This window comes from Clostridium muellerianum (assembly GCF_012926525.1).
Taxonomy (GTDB): domain Bacteria; phylum Bacillota; class Clostridia; order Clostridiales; family Clostridiaceae; genus Clostridium_AM; species Clostridium_AM muellerianum.
In genome coordinates, this window is record NZ_JABBNI010000036.1 from 128,288 (window position 1) to 144,544 (window position 16,257).

Here is a 16,257-nt window from a genome sequence, read left to right on the forward strand (position 1 = left end):
GGAGCATTAAAGGGAAAAGTTAAAAGGATCTTTTGATGCTCCCGAAACGTTTGTTGATAAAACCATTATAAAAGGCAGAGGCCCAGTAGCTGCCTTTATGAATTATATTATAGAATTCACAGCCTTTACCAAGGGCAAAGGCAAGATCAATTTTGTTTTTGATGGGTATGATATATGTCATAATAAAGAAGAAGTAATTGAGAAAATTGGTTATGATAAAAATGCAGATATTGATTATACATCTACTTCAATCTTCTGCTCAAAAGGACAATCATTTTTAGTAGGTGGAGAAGAAGCAGAAAGCTATATGCATTGTTTGAAGTAGATTTTAGATTTTTTAGGAAACCATTTCAGCATATACTAGTTGAAAGTTCAACTAGTATATGCTATTATAAATACAATATAGTTGAAAGTTCAACTATATTTATAGGAGGTGAAGTCTTATTAAAGATTTAGACAGCCATATATTAAGAGAGATAGGAACTCTGTCCCGCTGTATTCATTCTATAAGTGACCTGAAATTTAAAGAAATAAATCTACAAAAAGGTCAATTTACATTTTTAACAAGGATATGTGAAAACCAAGGAATTAATCAAATTGATTTATCAAACCTTTTAAAAGTAGATAAAACTACTACAACAAAAGCTATACAGAAACTTATTGAAGCAGGGTATATAGATAAAGAAAGAGATGACATTGATAAAAGAATGTGGAGACTTTATCCAAAAGAAAAAGCACTGGAAGTATACACATTTATTATTGAAGAAGAAAATAGAAATATTGAGGTTTGTTTTAAGAATTTTAACAGCGAAGAAAAGGAACTAGTCAGTAAATTAGTTAAGAAAATGAGAGAAAATATTGAAAGTGATTGGAAAGAAATAAAAAATTTTTAGGAGGATTTTAGAATGAGAAAAGCAGTTATTGAAGATACAAAAGAAATTATGCAAATTATAAAGGAAACTATTGCAGAAATGCAAACTTACAATAATACGCAATGGGATAAAAATTATCCTCAGGAAAAAGATTTTATGAAGGATATCCAAAGAGAAGATTTATATGTAGCAGAAAGAGAAGGAAAGTTGGTTGGTTTCATATGCATTAATAAGGTAGAGCCAGTTGAGTATAATGGGTTAAACTGGTCATTGAAAGAAAATTGTATGGTTGTTCATAGAATGGCAGTTAATCCTAACTACAGGAGAAGTGGAATTGGTACTGAATTAATGAAATTTGCTGATGAATTAGCTTTAGCTAACAATATAAGATATTTAAAAACAGATACCTATTCAATAAATACTAAAATGAACGCATTATTTAAAAAATGTGGGTATCACTTAGTTGGAGAGATGAGTTTTTTAGGAAAAGAAAAGCCGTTCTATTGCTATGAAAAAAATATTAAATAATGATTGTTTATTTAACTAATAGGTAAACAGTAAATTTAAGATTGAGTATTACAAATAGTAATTTGTGGGGATGATATAGATGACTGAGAGAGAAAAAATGTTAGCAGGTTTACTTTATGATTGTGGTGATAAAGAATTATTAGAACAGTGGCATAAGGCTAAAAATTTAATACGTGATTATAATTTGGATAATTCAGAAGATAGATTAAAGAAGAGTAACATATTAGAACAACTTCTTGGAGGATATGGAGATAATTTATGGATTACTGCGCCGTTTTATGTTGATTATGGTAATAATATTTATTTTGGAAACAATTGTGAAGTAAATATGAATTGCACATTTTTAGATGATAACAAAATTAAAATAGGTGATAATGCACTTATTGCACCTAATGTTCAGATATATACAGCTTTTCATCCAACAAATGCAAAAGAACGTTTTGGTAAGAGTAAGGATAATGGTTCTTTTGAATTTTGTAAAACACAAACTGCGCCAGTAAAGATAGGAAATAATGTATGGATTGGAGGCGGTGTTGTTATTTTACCTGATGTTACAATAGGAGATAATGTTGTCATTGGAGCAGGAAGTATTGTAACAAATGATATTCCAGCAGATACAATTGCTTACGGAAATCCATGCAGAGTTATTAGAAAGAATGTATAAACAAATTCTAATTTAAGGGTGGGTATCATAAATATTAACAAGTGAACTTAAGAAAAATAATATTAATAAAAGATTATATTTATTAAGTAAGAGTGAAAGAACCTTACTTGAAGAAACAATTAAAAGTTATACAAAGAGTTAAAAATTAGCTTTAAATATGATTGTTGCAAACAAATGGGGAGTGGAATAAAATGAGGAATAACAAATTTATTATTGTTTTTTGCAGTTTTGTTTTAATGATTTGTTTATGTTCCTGTTCAGTTAAAACTAGCAGTAATAATAAAAACTATAAGGTTGCGGTGGAGTCTATAGGCACTGACATAAGAGATGAAGACAAAAAGCTAATTCAAGATGAGGCAGAAACTGCATTAAAAAATGTACCAAAATATCTAGGTATCAATGCATTTAATGAAGAGTTAAATGGCAAGGATATTCACGTTTATGTAAAAGCTGATATTGATGTTAGCTATGCAGACTCAAGAGATATTTATTTGTGTAAAAAAATGGTAAATATAAAGAAAGAACCAGTAATACATGAAATGACTCATTTATTAACTTTAAATGATCCTTCAGGTAATCTAGGATATAAATTTGTATCTGAAGGTATAGCCCAATTAATGCAGGAATTATACGGTATAAAAGGTACTTTATTAGGTATAACAAATAAAGAAGGATATTCCAAAGTATTAAATGAAGTAAAAAATAAAAATTACTATATACCTATTTCAAATTTGATACAAAACAGCAATTGTTATACTCCAGAAAGCTACAAGGATATGGATATAGATAGTAAATTTAAAAGAAAGGTTGCATATCTTGAAACTGCATCATTTTTTCTTTTTTTAAATGATAAGTATGGAGATAAAAAAATTAGAGAATTATACCATTCAGAAAAAGGAATAGATTTTGACAACATGTGTAAAAAAGTGGTTAAAAAGGGCGTAATTGAATTGGAAAAGGAATGGAGAGATTATTATAAAGTTTAATTTTGAACCTAAGATAATCATTTGAAGGAGGATTAATTCGTAATTGAAAACTATTAAGGACCACTTGTATTGCAAAGATTAGACACACTTTTATATGAACAACACCGTGGTTTCACTCATATAATAATCACATAGGATTTTTAAAGGAGTGAAAATATATGAGACAATTCGGACCACCAGATTCTCCACCACCAACAAATATTCCTAAAAAACCAAGAGATTCATATATAATTGACTGCTTATACTCATATACGTATATATGGCCCCAATATGGAAGACATTTTTGGTTTTATCCTACAAGAGTAGAATATGGAGAAGTTTCGGGTTATATATGGACTGGACAAAATTGGACGTTTTATGGGTTTGACCTAGAAATTATTGATCAAGTTGCATGCTATCCAGTTTCTACCCTTTACTAAAGCTCTATTAAAATAAATAGTTCTTTTAAAAGCCCCTTATGCAATTAATTGCATTAAGGGGCTTTCTGTCATAATATAACTTATACTTACACTGTTATTTGTTCCCTTAAAAAAGATATTTCGCAATATTTTTTATAAAAAGTGTTGACTTTATATATCACAGTGATATAATAAAAACATAATATATCACTGTGATATATATAAGCGATATGTTGTAATAATATACATAAATGGAGTGAAGTCAAATTGTCAAAGATAAATAAAACTAAATATGCTATTTTAGGAGTACTTAGTCAAATGTCGGGGTCAGGTTATGATATTAAGAAGTGTTGCGATAATTCTATATCATATTTTTGGAATGAAAACTATGGTCATATATATCCAGTACTTAAAAAGATGGAAGAAGAGGAGTTAATAGTAAAAAGGGTAGAACAAAATGAAGGAAGGCCCTCTAAAAATGTATATTCAATTACAGAAAAAGGTAGTGAAGAATTAAGAAAATGGCTTATGCTTCCTATAGAAAGTAGCCCTCTTAGATCAGAACTTTTACTTAAAATATTTTGGTCAAAGGATATACCCGTTGAAAATATTATTGAAAAGATTAAAACAGAAAAAGAGAAGGCTGAAAAGAATCTTCAGGAATATTCAAAGGTTGAGGAAATTTTAAAAGCACAGGAAGGTCGTGAAGATAAAAAGAATTTATTATTATGGCTTACTACCCTTAATTATGGAAAATATGATGATGAGGCAAAAATAAAGTGGTGTGAAGAAACCTTAAAATCTTTAGAAAAATTAAAATAAAAATGGAAAGTAGAAAGGAAGATTAATTATGGGAAATGCAATAAAAGGTAGCCTTAATAAAAATCAATCGCTATCAAAAAATATATTTAACAAAGATTTTGTTGTAAGTGCTATTATACCTATTGTAATATTTTATGTTTTTAACAAATTTAAAATGCCACTTAACGGCATAATATTGTCTGGAATATGGAGTATTGGTGTGGTTATAGTTAATTTTATTAAAGAACATGAAATTAATGTACTGGCAACAATGGCAGCAATTTTTTCTGGAGTTGGATTAATAGGTACTATTATATCAAAAAATCCTACTTTTTATTTCATATCTCCTATAGTAAGAGATGTTTTATATGCTTTAATCTTCTTTGGCTCTTTATTTTTAGAAAAGCCTTTAATTCAATTAATAGTTGAACAAAGCTATTTTAAAAATCCTCCAGAAGAACTTAGAAAAAATGCAAAGTATAAATCAACATGGATAATTTTAACTATTGCTTGGGGTGCATTAAATGTGAGTCAAGCAGTAATAGGTATTATATTATTAAATCTAGTATCTATGCAGTCATATTATGCTATAATTACTCTTTATTCAAATATTTCTACTCCTCTGCTTATAGCTTTTTCTATATCATTTCCTAGCTGGTATTGGAAAAAATAGTTTTATCCGAAAATCTAATGACATTGAGATGAAAAGATATGTTAGTATATTTTGTATCATACTGTGTCATGAGAAATGAAAAGAACAATTCAAATGATGTGCTATGTCATTGTCGTAATAAGTGCAGTTGAAGGAGTTTAAGGAAAAACAGAAACAGTAAAGTAGTTACTTGAAAGATATAACATTTGAGTGGGAAATACCAATCAGTGCAAAAACAAATCACTATAATTTTGGCCAAAAATTATAGTGATTTGGTAATATGATTTATACAAGTCCGTCCTACCTTTATTAGATAGTCAGAATAATTTAGCATTAGTATAAAAAATGATGCTATAATTGATAGCACAAATATCAAAGGCCACACTGCATTAATACCCATAAGGTGAATATATTTACTCATAACTGAAGTTCCAAGTGTTGCACCTATAGCCCAACTTATACCGGTTAAAGCACTAAATCTAGCTCTAAAATTTGCAGGACTATTATTTGCTAAATATGTGTCAATATTTGTGCATGTTAATATCTCTCCAATAGTCCATAATACTGTAGACACAACAAGTAGTGGAAGGTAGTGGGTTATTCCTATCATGCCAAAACCCAAAGCATAAAATACACCTGACATTGATATGTTCATAAGCGGGCTATTTTTTTTCGTAAGATTAGTAATAACCAAAGTTAATAGTATTACTGTAAAAGCATTAATACTTGTTAGTAAACCAAATATCTCTGAGCTTTTTGAAGCATATATTTTATTTAATTGTAATGGCAGAGAAAAATTGCTTTGAGTATATGCAACATCATATATTATATATATGAATAAAAAAATTACAATTTTAGGTCTTTTTAAAATAGCCTGAATGGTGCTGCCTGATTCTTTCTTTTCTTTAAAAGCTAAATTTGTGCTGATGACTTTTGATTTAGTTTCTTCAATATATATTAATGAAATACATACCACTATAAGTGATGTTAGGGAATCTCCTAAAAAAAACAATTTAAGATGGTTATTAAATAGAAATCCGGCTATCATAGGGCCAAAAGCTGCTCCAATATTAATTCCTAGATATTCTAATGAAAATCCAGCATTTCTTTTATCAGGAGGCAGGAGATCTACTACCAGTGCATTCAGTGCAGGTCTTACTGCACCATTAAAAAATGTTGAAATTAAAATTAAGAATATAATAATAGATGGATTTTCCATAAAAGCGCAGGGAATAAGAGTTAAGGCTGATACAGTTTGTGCTAAAATGTAAGTTTTCTTTCGTCCAACTTTATCTGCTAGCATTCCACCTAGTATTGATCCTGGTACAATTAGTAAAGAGCTGATTGTAGCGATAATGCCGATAATTTCGATATTCATTTTTAGTTTTTCTGTCAGATACAATGTTAGAAATGGAACTACAAAGCCCCCTAATCTGTTTATAACATGTACAAAAAATAAAATGTATATACTTCTAGGGAGACCTCTGTATATAGAGAACTTTTTAAGCATGTATGCACCTCCTAGTACAGTAATTATAGAGGACAATTGCCAGAGGACAGAGGACAATGAAGGTGAGTTTTCTTCCTTATGTCAGAAAAATTCTCATTTCTTGTATGTGAGAAAGTTAAGTTAGCATAATTATTTAGTGTTTATATTGTACCACAATTGAATAATTATGGAAATGAAAATGTTTTTTTAAAGTTGTATTTATTTAAGAAAGGGTGACATACATAATAAATAAACCAGTACTTAATATTGAAAGTACTGGTTTATATAAAATGTTATTTAATTCTAAATTTATTTAGCTCCATTTGTACTTCATGTATTAAATCATTCAATGTGTTGGCATGATTACTAACTTCTTCCGATGAAGCAGATTGCTGTTCAATAGAAGCTAACATTTCTTCAGTTGATGCAGAGGTTTCCTGGGATAAAGCTGAAATATTTTCTATCATTTCTGTAACCTTAAGTTTTTGATCAACTAATATTTTAATAGAATTTGTCTGATTTTTAATATCATCCAATGATAACATTATAGAATCTTTTAATGAACTAAAAGAGGCATTTACGTTTTCAACAGCAGCTTTTTGCTCAGAATTTGTCTGGTTAGTTTTTTTCATTTCCAAAACTGCATCTTTTGTATCATTAATTACTGTAGTAATAATATCTCTAATATTTTCAGAGGATATTTGGGATTGTTCTGCAAGTTGTCTAACTTCATCAGCTACAACAGCAAATCCCTTTCCAGATTCACCAGCTCTTGCTGCTTCTATGGAAGCATTTAAGGATAAAAGATTAGTTTGTTCAGAAATACCAGATATTACATCAACTACTTCTATTATATTAGCTGTTTTTTCATTTAAGGTATTTATGATATTTTCTACCTTTAACAAGGAATTTTCTAGATTTGCATAAGTTTTAGACAAATCACAAATATCCTTTTCTCCTAATTTAAGACTTTGATTTGAAGTATTAAGGGCCCCATTTGCCTTTTCTGAATTCTGCATTACAGAATCTATTTCTTCACCTAGTTTTTGAGTAGCTCTTGAACCTTTATCCATGTTAGTAGCTTGTTCCATAGTTCCTTTAGATATATGATCTATAGCATCACTTACTTCATTAATAGCTTTTGAATTTTCAGTAGCTATTCTCATTAATCCTTCCGAACTATTCTCAACCTGTTTAAACTTTTCATCTATATTAAGCAATAGAGATTTTACATTTTCTAGCATGTTGTTATAATCATTTGAAATCTGAATCCCCTCTGTAATATTATTGATTTGTAGGGGAGTTATAAAATCACCTTCGGATGTCCTTTTAATTGCTGTAGAAATTTTAGTGAATATATTCATTATGTATTTTGAAATAAAAATAGCAATTATCATAGCAATTACTATTCCAATTATAATTGAGGTAATGCTAAAGTATACTAAATTTTTTGTTGAATTTGTTATATAGCTGTAAGGCATAAGTGATATAATTCTAATTCCTAACTTGTCATAAGTTGAATACTCTACATAATACTTTTTATTAAGCAGATTGACATTTTGGTTGCCCTCTTTATTTTGATAAATTCCATCTACCCAACTATACTGTTTTGCAAATTCAGTTTTATCTTCTATGATATTTTTAATATCTTTTTTATTATTATTTTTTACAGAAAGATTAACGCCAACTTCTTTTCCTAACCCGGAAGTTAATAACGTTCCAGTTTGGTCACTTATAATAAGTTTATTATTTGTGCTGTTTTCAAATTGTTTTCTTAAATCGCCTAGAGAGTTTAGATTTATGTCATATCCAACTACACCTATTATGTTATTGTCTTTTATAACTGGATAAGAAACTGAAATCATCATATTTCCAGTTATTTTATCCTTATAGGCGTCGAACCAGTTTAGTCCATTTTTAGAGATGGTATCCTTATATGTTTTTGTGTTTTTAGGATTATCAAAATTTGTATAAGGTGCAATAAACATTTTGTTTTCAGTACCATCAATATAATAGACTCCTGCTAAGGATTTATCCGAACTCAAAAATTTCTCACTTAATTTTTGTATGCTGTCAAAGCTGTTAGCTTGGCCATATAAATTAGATATAGAGTTTGCATAATTTTTAATTGATAGTTCATATCCATTAAAATATGTTGCCATAGTAACCTTAGAAGTTTTAACAATTGAATTATTCTGACTCTTTAAATTAGAAGTAATGGAACTTTGTGAATGGAAATACATTATTGTAGTAGTTATTATAAGACATACTAGTACAGTTAATATATTTAATGATTTTAAAATAAAACTTAGACTTTTTTTACTAGACTTGATCATAATATTTGTGAACCTCCTTATATGATAATTAATATTGTGTAGTTCATATATATAACAGGATTTATATATGCCGTAAATAGGCAAATTAAAATGCTTTTATGGTACGTACAAATCACTAGTTAAGCTTGGAACTTCATATTTAGTATAGCTGATTTTTTTACAAAATTCAACAAAGGTATTTTATTTATGAATAAATGTATTTAGTAACCAGTTGGATCTGAAACAAGGTTTTATTTATGCGGTTTAATTTTAATTATAGCGCTATGATCTTAAAGGCAGATAACATGAAAGATACTTAATTATGAAGGTATTTTCAAGAACCCAGGTACAGAAAAATTTTATACTGGGTTCTTCATATTTAATATAATAAATTGAATTATTGTAAAATATCATATAACTATTTAGTCTTTACTGGATTTTCAATCCTTTTTATGCAATCTTCAAGCCAATCTATATAGCTTTGTTCTCTCATAATAGCTCCATTTAAAACAATATAATCACCAAAACTAGAACAAGATATTTTAGATATATCCTTTTTATTTAAAAGTTCCCCCATAGAATTTTTTAGGTAATTTAGTCTTTCTACATGTTTGTTCAGTTGACTTTTAAACTGTTTTAATAAGGTGTCAATATCCATTTCATCACAAAAATAGGCTTTAAGTCTGAAAATATCCTTAGGTGTTGGTTCTAAAGGTTCATCTTCAGTAAGCCACTTTTGCAAATCCTTTTTTCCACTTTCAGTTATTGTGTATAATTTTTTTTCTAGCTTTTCTCCCTGTATTACTGTCTCATAAGAAATAAGTCCTTCATCTGTTAATTTCTTCAGCTCAGGATATATTTGACTGTGTTTAGCATACCAAAATTCTACTAAACCCTCATTAAATTCTTTTGTTATATCATAGCCAGTTAATGGTTTTCTATTAATAAGTCCTAGAATTGCATATTTTAAAGTCCTCATATTATATAACACCTCGTTCTTTCTATACAGTTATTTTATCATTACTTTATAGAAAGTAAAATATAACATGGAAAAATAAACATGTAAACATTGACATGATAGATTGTTAAATATATAATTATCTATATACTAATTAAACGTTTAATTACCCATATTATGTGAAATTAGGAGTGGTTTTATGAATAAGTATAAAAAACTATTTGAACCAATCAAAATTGGAAATTGCGAAATAAAAAATCGTTTTGCATTAGCACCAATGGGACCATTAGGATTAGCTGACAGCGAGGGTGGATTTAATCAAAGAGGAATCGATTACTATACTGAAAGAGCAAAAGGTGGTACAGGTTTAATTATTACAGGAGTTACTTTTGTAGATAATGAAGTTGAAGAACACGGTATGCCAAATTGCCCATGTCCTACACATAATCCTGTTCAATTTGTTAGAACTGCAAGAGAAATGACTGAGAGAATACATGCATATAATGCTAAAGTATTTTTACAAATGTCAGGTGGTTTTGGTAGAGTAACTATACCTACTAATCTTGGAGAATTTCCACCTGTTGCACCATCAGCAATTCAACATAGATGGCTTGATAAAATCTGCCGTGAGCTTACAGTAGATGAAATTAAGTCCATAGTAAAAAAATTTGGAGATGGAGCTTATAATGCAAAGAGAGCTGGTTTTGACGGAGTTCAAATTCATGCTGTTCACGAGGGATATCTTATAGATCAATTTGCTATTTCATTATTTAATCACAGAACAGATGAATATGGTGGAAGTTTAGAAAACAGACTTCGTTTTGCACGTGAAATAGTTGAAGAAATTAAAAATAGATGTGGAGAAGATTTCCCAGTAACTCTTAGATATTCACCAAAGAGCTTTATTAAAGATTTAAGGGATGGAGCACTTCCAGGTGAAGAATTTGTTGAAAAGGGAAGAGATTTAGAAGAAGGAATTGAAGCTGCTAAATTACTTGTATCTTATGGATATGATTCATTGGATACAGACGTTGGATCATATGATTCATGGTGGTGGAGTCATCCACCAATGTACCAGGAAAAAGGACTTTACAGACCTTATGCTAAATTAATGAAAGAAACTGTAGAGGTTCCTATTATATGTGCAGGAAGAATGGATGATCCAGATATGGCACTTGAAGCTGTTGAAAATGGAACATGTGATATTATAAGTCTTGGAAGACCATTACTTGCAGATCCTGATTATGTAAATAAGTTAAGAAGTAATAATTGTAAATCAATTAGACCTTGTATATCATGTCAGGAAGGATGTATGGGAAGAATTCAGCACTATTCAATGCTTAACTGTGCTGTAAATCCTCAGGCTTGTAAGGAAAAAGACAATACACTTCTTCCTATATTAAAGAAGAAAAAGGTTTTAATAGTTGGTGGAGGAGTAGCAGGTTGTGAAGCAGCAAGAGTTTTAGCGCTTAGAGGACATGAACCAGTGGTTTATGAAAAGAGTGATAGACTAGGAGGAAACCTTATTCCAGGTGGAGCTCCAGAATTTAAGAAAGATGATATTGCTTTAGCTAACTGGTATGCACATACATTAAAAGAATTAAATGTAGAAGTAAATTTAAATAGTGAAGTTACTAAAGAACAGGTTTTAAAGGCTGACTTTGACAGCATAATAATTGCTACAGGTTCTACACCAAAGGTATTTTCACTTGGAGATGATAATAAAGTATTTACAGCAGCAGATGTATTAACAGAAAAGAAAGACTGTGGAAATACTACTGTTGTAATAGGTGGTGGTTTAGTTGGATGTGAAACTGCACTTGACCTTGCAAAGAAGGGCAAGAAGGTAGTTATAGTAGAAGCATTAAATAAAATTCTTGCACTAAATGGACCTTTGTGTTCTGCAAACAGTGAAATGCTTGAAAGACTTATTCCATTTAATGGTATAGAGGTAAGAGCAAATTCAAAGGTTAAATCATATAAAGATGGAATTTTGGAAGTTGAAACAGAAAAGGGAATAGATAAAATAAAATGTGATTCTGTAATACTTTCTGTTGGATATAAAGAAGAAAATTCTTTATACAAGGAATTAGAATTTGAAGTTCCAGAAATTCATCTTTTAGGAGATGCTCGTAAGGTTGCAAATATCATGTATGCTATTTGGGATGCTTATGAAGTTGCAAATCATATATAATTGAATAAATCTAAGTTTGAATAAAAAATAGTATTTATAAAAAAGACTGTCTCAAAATAATGAGGGGCAGTCTTTTTTATTATGATAGAAATGGATATTTTTGAAATTAATATAATAAAATCAACTATTTACCGTAAAACTATATAAAAAATAATATATAAAAATGTAAAAAATATTAATATAATTAAGTTAAGAAAAATCAGTAAAGTATAAAGATAAGGAGGTAAAAATTCAAATAAAATATTATAAAAAATTTAGTATTATGTGTAAGTTGCTGCTGCAGATCAAGCAGCTGTATTTAATTATCTAAAAACATTTTAAGTAGGAGGCAACTCAATATGATGTGGTTTAATAATTTAAAAATGAAACAGAAGATTATATCTAGCTTTATTTTAGTATCATTATTTGTAGGTATTGTTGGAGGGATTGGGGTACTAAATATGGGGAAGATAAATTCAAATTCTTCTCTTATGTACAATGATGATTTAGAAATATTAAAAGATCTTCAACAGGTAAACTCAAATTCTTTACATGGACGTTTGTTAATAATAAATCTTGTTGAATCTAGGGATTTTAATAAAGTTAAGGAAACTCAAGATGAACTAAGTAAGTATAGAGAACAAAATAATAAGATGCTAAAAGAATATGAGGAACATGGACTAAATTCTACAGAAAAAGGTATATATGCACAATTTCAAAAAGATTTAAAAGATTATAGAGAAGCTTCTGGCAATGTAATAAATCTTGTTTCAAATCAAAAATATGATGATGCTATGGTAGCAAGTAAAAAAAGTGCAGCCATTAGAGATAAATTGACTACTTCACTTGATAAATTAATACAAATAACTGATGATGAAGCAAGTAATAGGAACAAAAGCAATAATAAATTGTATAAAAATTCTTTTTATGTTGTGGGTGCAGCAAGTATTTTTGGACTTATCATAGCAATTATTCTTGGATTTATAATAGCTTCAGTAATCTCTAATAGAATAAGACAGGTATTAGTTTTTGCAGAAGCAGTAGGAAATGGAGATTTAACTAAATCTATAAACATTAATTCTAAAGATGAAATAGGAAGTTTAGCTGAATCACTAAATAAAGCAGTTAACGGTGTAAGAAATTTAATATCACAAATAACTTATAGTGCTGGGGAAATTAGTGCGTCTAGTGAAGAATTATCTGCTACAACCCAGGAGATTTCATCAAAGATGGATTTAGTTAATAGATCAACAGAACAAATTGCTAAAGGTGCTCAAGATTTAAGTACAGTTACTGAAAAAGTAAGTGTTTCAACACAAGAAATTGATGAAACTACAAATAAATTGGCAAAATAATCCAGTGATGCAGCTATTTCTGTAAAGGAGATTAGAAATCGTGCTATTGATATAAAATCAAAAGCATCAAAAAATATTGAAGCTGGAAACTTAATTTATGAAGAAAAACGTTCTAATATTATAAAAGCAATTGAAGAGGGTGAAGTAGTTCAGGAAGTGAAAATAATGGCTGATTCTATAGGAAGTATTGCATCTCAAACCAATCTTCTTGCTTTAAATGCTGCAATTGAAGCAGCAAGAGCAGGAGAACATGGAAAAGGGTTTGCAGTAGTAGCTGACGAAGTTAGAGAACTTGCAGAACAATCTGCTGAAGCAGTTACGAATATACAGACTATGGTAGTACAGATACAAAATGCATTTAGTAATCTTTCACAAAGCAGTCATGAGGCACTAGATTACATAGCAAATGATGTTAAGCCAAGTTACCAGCTGCTTATGGATACAGGTATTCAGTATGAAACAGATGCTGAGTTTGTTAGTAATATGTCTGAAAAAATTGCTATATTATCTAAACAAATGAGTGAGGTAGTAGAACAGGTAAGTGGGGCTATTCAAAATGTATCTGCTACGGCTCAAGAATCTGCAGCAGGTTCTGAAGAAATATTAGGTAATATACACGAAATGACTTTAGTAATTAGTGATGTTTCAAAGTCTGCTCAAAGTCAAGCTGAACTTGCACAGGAGCTTAATAATATAGTTCAGCAATTTAAGATATAAATATACAGCAGTTTAAAAATATTCCTAAGCAACTGCCAGTAAACGAAGAAACGTTAAGCTGTATTCCGGCTGATATATGTTGTGCAGGAACACTCGCTTCATTTAAGAAGTTCTAATGCCTGAGATATTAAAAAATGTCTACCTCCTCAAATGCGACGTCCTGTCGCTTTCGGAGCTTTTGCCGTCCTGGCAAAAATTACGGTATTTTTAGAGTAATGAAACTCCACTTCCTTTTGTCAGAGGAGTAAGCGATTCGCACAAAATCATAGATGGAATTACCTACCCATAATTCGTAATATAAGAATATTACGATATATTCTATCATTTCTCTACTATTTCTTTAAAACAATTATCTTCTTCCGATTTGCTACTTTCATGAATAACATTTGCCAAGTAAACTCCACCAATCACTAATACTGTACCAATGATTTGAAGTATAGTAAATTTTTATTTCAATATAATTATTCCTGCTATTACCGTAACAATGGTAGAAATGCCTACAAAAGAAGCAGACTTATTTGTACCTATATATGATATTGCCAAATTATAGAGAAGAAAATCAACTACAGAACAGCCTATACTTAAATAGAAAACCGCTATAAGAAAATCGATATTTGTAAATGGAAGAATAAAAAATTCTTTTAATGTGCCAGACCTTAAATTTTCAATAAGTGCAATTGTAACTCAATTATGTATGAGCAAAACTACACATAGAACATACAATACCCCCAGTAAAGTTAATTATCTGACCTTTTTACAGGTCGATAATAGAATATTCATAATCTAATGTTGTTATAAATTTGTACATATCGTCTGTAGAAATAAAAATGGTTTTAGTGTTGTCATTAGCATGAAAACTCATATATTTTTCTGAAAGCATTTCTTTATCAAGGCATACCTTTATGTCATGTTCTGAGTTGTTAAGCAATCCAAATAATGATACAATACCAGGAGGCAATGACATTTTTTTCATTAATTTTTCAGGCGAGCAAAAGCTCATACTCTTTTCATTGATAATTTCGCCAAGTTTTTTCATATTCAAACGCTTTGTATCATCCATGATGACTAAATAATATGCAGTTTTTTTTCTATTGCATAAAAAAAGGCTCTTTGTACGGACACCTTCTTTACCTACAATATAACTGTCTGCTTCTTCTGTTGTTAATGCTGGTGGGTGCTCAACAAGGTCATAAGTAATACCCATTCTTTCCAAAGCCTCATATACAATTTGATATTGTCCCATAATTTTCATTCCTTTCATAATTCATTTGATATTTTATTTTTCTTAAAATAATAGTAAACTATATAGTAACCATATAGTCAATAGTCTTTTCAGGCAAATTTAATATATAAAGGGATGATACTATGAAGAATGAGAATGATGGAAGATATTGTTATTTTACAACAGGAGAATTTGCTAAGCTATGCAGCGTAAATAAACAGACACTGTTTCACTATGATAGAATCGGACTCTTTTCCCCTGAGATTGTAGCAGATAACGGCTATCGATATTATTCCTACAAGCAACTCGAAGTTTTTGGCGGAATTTCCATTCTAAAGGAAATGGATATGCCTCTAAATGATATTAAAACATATCTTGAAAATAGAAATCCTCAGAATTTACTTGAGTTACTTGAAAAAAAACAAAAGGAGGCTCAAATAAAGATAGAAAGACTCTCTTACCTTAAGAAGTATCTCGCTGCTAAATCTGAGATTGTACTTGAAAGCATGAATGCTTATGAAGGCTCTGTTTCTTATGTTACTTTACCGGAAGAGTATTATATTTTTTCAGAGTATCATGGTGAGCCTGAAATCGGCGAAATAACCACCGCATTTATCGAGCACATGAATTATTGTCACAGCCTTGGAATATATAGCCCTTACCCGGTAAGCGGCATCATAAGAACTAATAATATGCCCGGTCCAGAGGTTTACGGCTATGCCCAGATTTATACCAGAATTCTAAATAAAAAGGGTATTTCTAATATTTCTATAAAACCTGCTGGTACTTATGCGGTAATTTACCATACCAGCGGATTCCGCAATGCGTATCATAGCTATCAAAAACTTGCCGTAGATGTAAGAAGCAAAGGTTATCAGCTCGGGGATTTTTTTTACGAAGACACCATGCTTGATGAATTGGCAATGCACGGCTATGATAACTATGCCTTAAGGATATCCGTACAATGTATTAATATTTGATATACTTAGTAAACTCAAATATAACTCTTGAATGTTTATTTCACAATCATAAAAAGTGATACATATAAGTGAAGTGGTATATTATTGAAAAATAGTACCATCTTATTTTTTTACCTAAAGCTTGATTTATACGGGCTTTTGCCACCG

Annotated in this window: 15 protein-coding genes and 1 pseudogene; 12 read left to right on the top strand and 4 right to left on the bottom strand. The window is 29.8% G+C overall.

What is annotated here, in order from left to right; genetic code table 11:
• Window positions 1–13 precede the first annotated feature (13 nt).
• The 8 genes and pseudogenes from HBE96_RS16745 to HBE96_RS16780 form a co-directional block, all read left to right on the top strand.
• Window positions 14–325: pseudogene (locus HBE96_RS16745) on the top strand (elongation factor G); the annotation flags it as partial.
• A 205-nt stretch (window positions 326–530) separates the two neighbouring features.
• Window positions 531–893, top strand: coding sequence for a MarR family winged helix-turn-helix transcriptional regulator (locus tag HBE96_RS26990; protein WP_425350761.1), 363 nt, complete (start codon window positions 531–533; stop codon window positions 891–893).
• Between the two features lie 12 nt (window positions 894–905).
• Entirely contained in the window at window positions 906–1,400 is a 495-nt protein-coding gene (locus HBE96_RS16755) for a GNAT family N-acetyltransferase (protein WP_169298871.1), read from the top strand.
• Between the two features lie 79 nt (window positions 1,401–1,479).
• Window positions 1,480–2,064 (top strand): sugar O-acetyltransferase, encoded by a 585-nt coding sequence (locus HBE96_RS16760; protein ID WP_169298872.1) that lies wholly within the window; start codon window positions 1,480–1,482, stop codon window positions 2,062–2,064.
• Window positions 2,065–2,255: 191 nt separating this feature from the next.
• On the top strand, window positions 2,256–3,050 hold the full coding sequence (locus HBE96_RS16765; protein ID WP_169298873.1) for a hypothetical protein: 795 nt from the start codon (window positions 2,256–2,258) through the stop codon (window positions 3,048–3,050).
• Between the two features lie 158 nt (window positions 3,051–3,208).
• On the top strand, window positions 3,209–3,469 hold the full coding sequence (locus HBE96_RS16770; RefSeq protein WP_169298874.1) for a transporter: 261 nt from the start codon (window positions 3,209–3,211) through the stop codon (window positions 3,467–3,469).
• A gap of 246 nt (window positions 3,470–3,715) precedes the next feature.
• Window positions 3,716–4,270: a PadR family transcriptional regulator gene (locus HBE96_RS16775; protein ID WP_169298875.1), complete on the top strand. Its 555-nt coding sequence runs from the start codon at window positions 3,716–3,718 to the stop codon at window positions 4,268–4,270.
• 28 nt (window positions 4,271–4,298) lie between these two features.
• The gene (locus HBE96_RS16780; RefSeq protein WP_169298876.1) at window positions 4,299–4,922 is read left to right on the top strand and encodes a VC0807 family protein; all 624 of its coding nucleotides are present in this window, start codon (window positions 4,299–4,301) and stop codon (window positions 4,920–4,922) included.
• A 241-nt stretch (window positions 4,923–5,163) separates the two neighbouring features.
• Here the strand turns inward: HBE96_RS16780 and HBE96_RS16785 are convergent, their stop codons facing one another.
• From HBE96_RS16785 to HBE96_RS16795, 3 genes are all read right to left on the bottom strand, one after another.
• Window positions 5,164–6,411, bottom strand: a complete 1,248-nt coding sequence (locus HBE96_RS16785; RefSeq protein ID WP_169298877.1) for an MFS transporter — start codon at window positions 6,409–6,411, stop codon at window positions 5,164–5,166.
• Between the two features lie 272 nt (window positions 6,412–6,683).
• Window positions 6,684–8,726 (bottom strand): methyl-accepting chemotaxis protein, encoded by a 2,043-nt coding sequence (locus HBE96_RS16790; protein ID WP_169298878.1) that lies wholly within the window; start codon window positions 8,724–8,726, stop codon window positions 6,684–6,686.
• 397 nt (window positions 8,727–9,123) lie between these two features.
• On the bottom strand, window positions 9,124–9,684 hold the full coding sequence (locus tag HBE96_RS16795; protein WP_169298879.1) for a PadR family transcriptional regulator: 561 nt from the start codon (window positions 9,682–9,684) through the stop codon (window positions 9,124–9,126).
• Window positions 9,685–9,862: 178 nt separating this feature from the next.
• On the opposite strand from HBE96_RS16795, the gene HBE96_RS16800 reads away from it, so the two are divergent.
• From HBE96_RS16800 to HBE96_RS26885, 3 genes are all read left to right on the top strand, one after another.
• The gene (locus tag HBE96_RS16800; protein WP_169298880.1) at window positions 9,863–11,857 is read left to right on the top strand and encodes an oxidoreductase; all 1,995 of its coding nucleotides are present in this window, start codon (window positions 9,863–9,865) and stop codon (window positions 11,855–11,857) included.
• Between the two features lie 338 nt (window positions 11,858–12,195).
• A complete protein-coding gene (locus HBE96_RS26880) occupies window positions 12,196–13,191 on the top strand; it encodes an MCP four helix bundle domain-containing protein (protein ID WP_169298881.1) in 996 nt (331 codons plus the stop codon).
• Window positions 13,192–13,320: 129 nt separating this feature from the next.
• Window positions 13,321–13,908 carry a methyl-accepting chemotaxis protein gene (locus HBE96_RS26885; protein WP_342590198.1) on the top strand — a complete coding sequence of 196 codons (588 nt, stop codon included), beginning with the start codon at window positions 13,321–13,323 and terminating at the stop codon, window positions 13,906–13,908.
• Between the two features lie 754 nt (window positions 13,909–14,662).
• Here HBE96_RS26885 and HBE96_RS16815 read toward each other — a convergent pair.
• Window positions 14,663–15,151, bottom strand: coding sequence for a prolyl-tRNA synthetase associated domain-containing protein (locus HBE96_RS16815; protein ID WP_169298883.1), 489 nt, complete (start codon window positions 15,149–15,151; stop codon window positions 14,663–14,665).
• Between the two features lie 122 nt (window positions 15,152–15,273).
• Between HBE96_RS16815 and HBE96_RS16820 the strand changes: the two genes are divergently transcribed.
• Window positions 15,274–16,110, top strand: a complete 837-nt coding sequence (locus HBE96_RS16820) for a MerR family transcriptional regulator (protein ID WP_169298884.1) — start codon at window positions 15,274–15,276, stop codon at window positions 16,108–16,110.
• Window positions 16,111–16,257 lie beyond the last annotated feature (147 nt).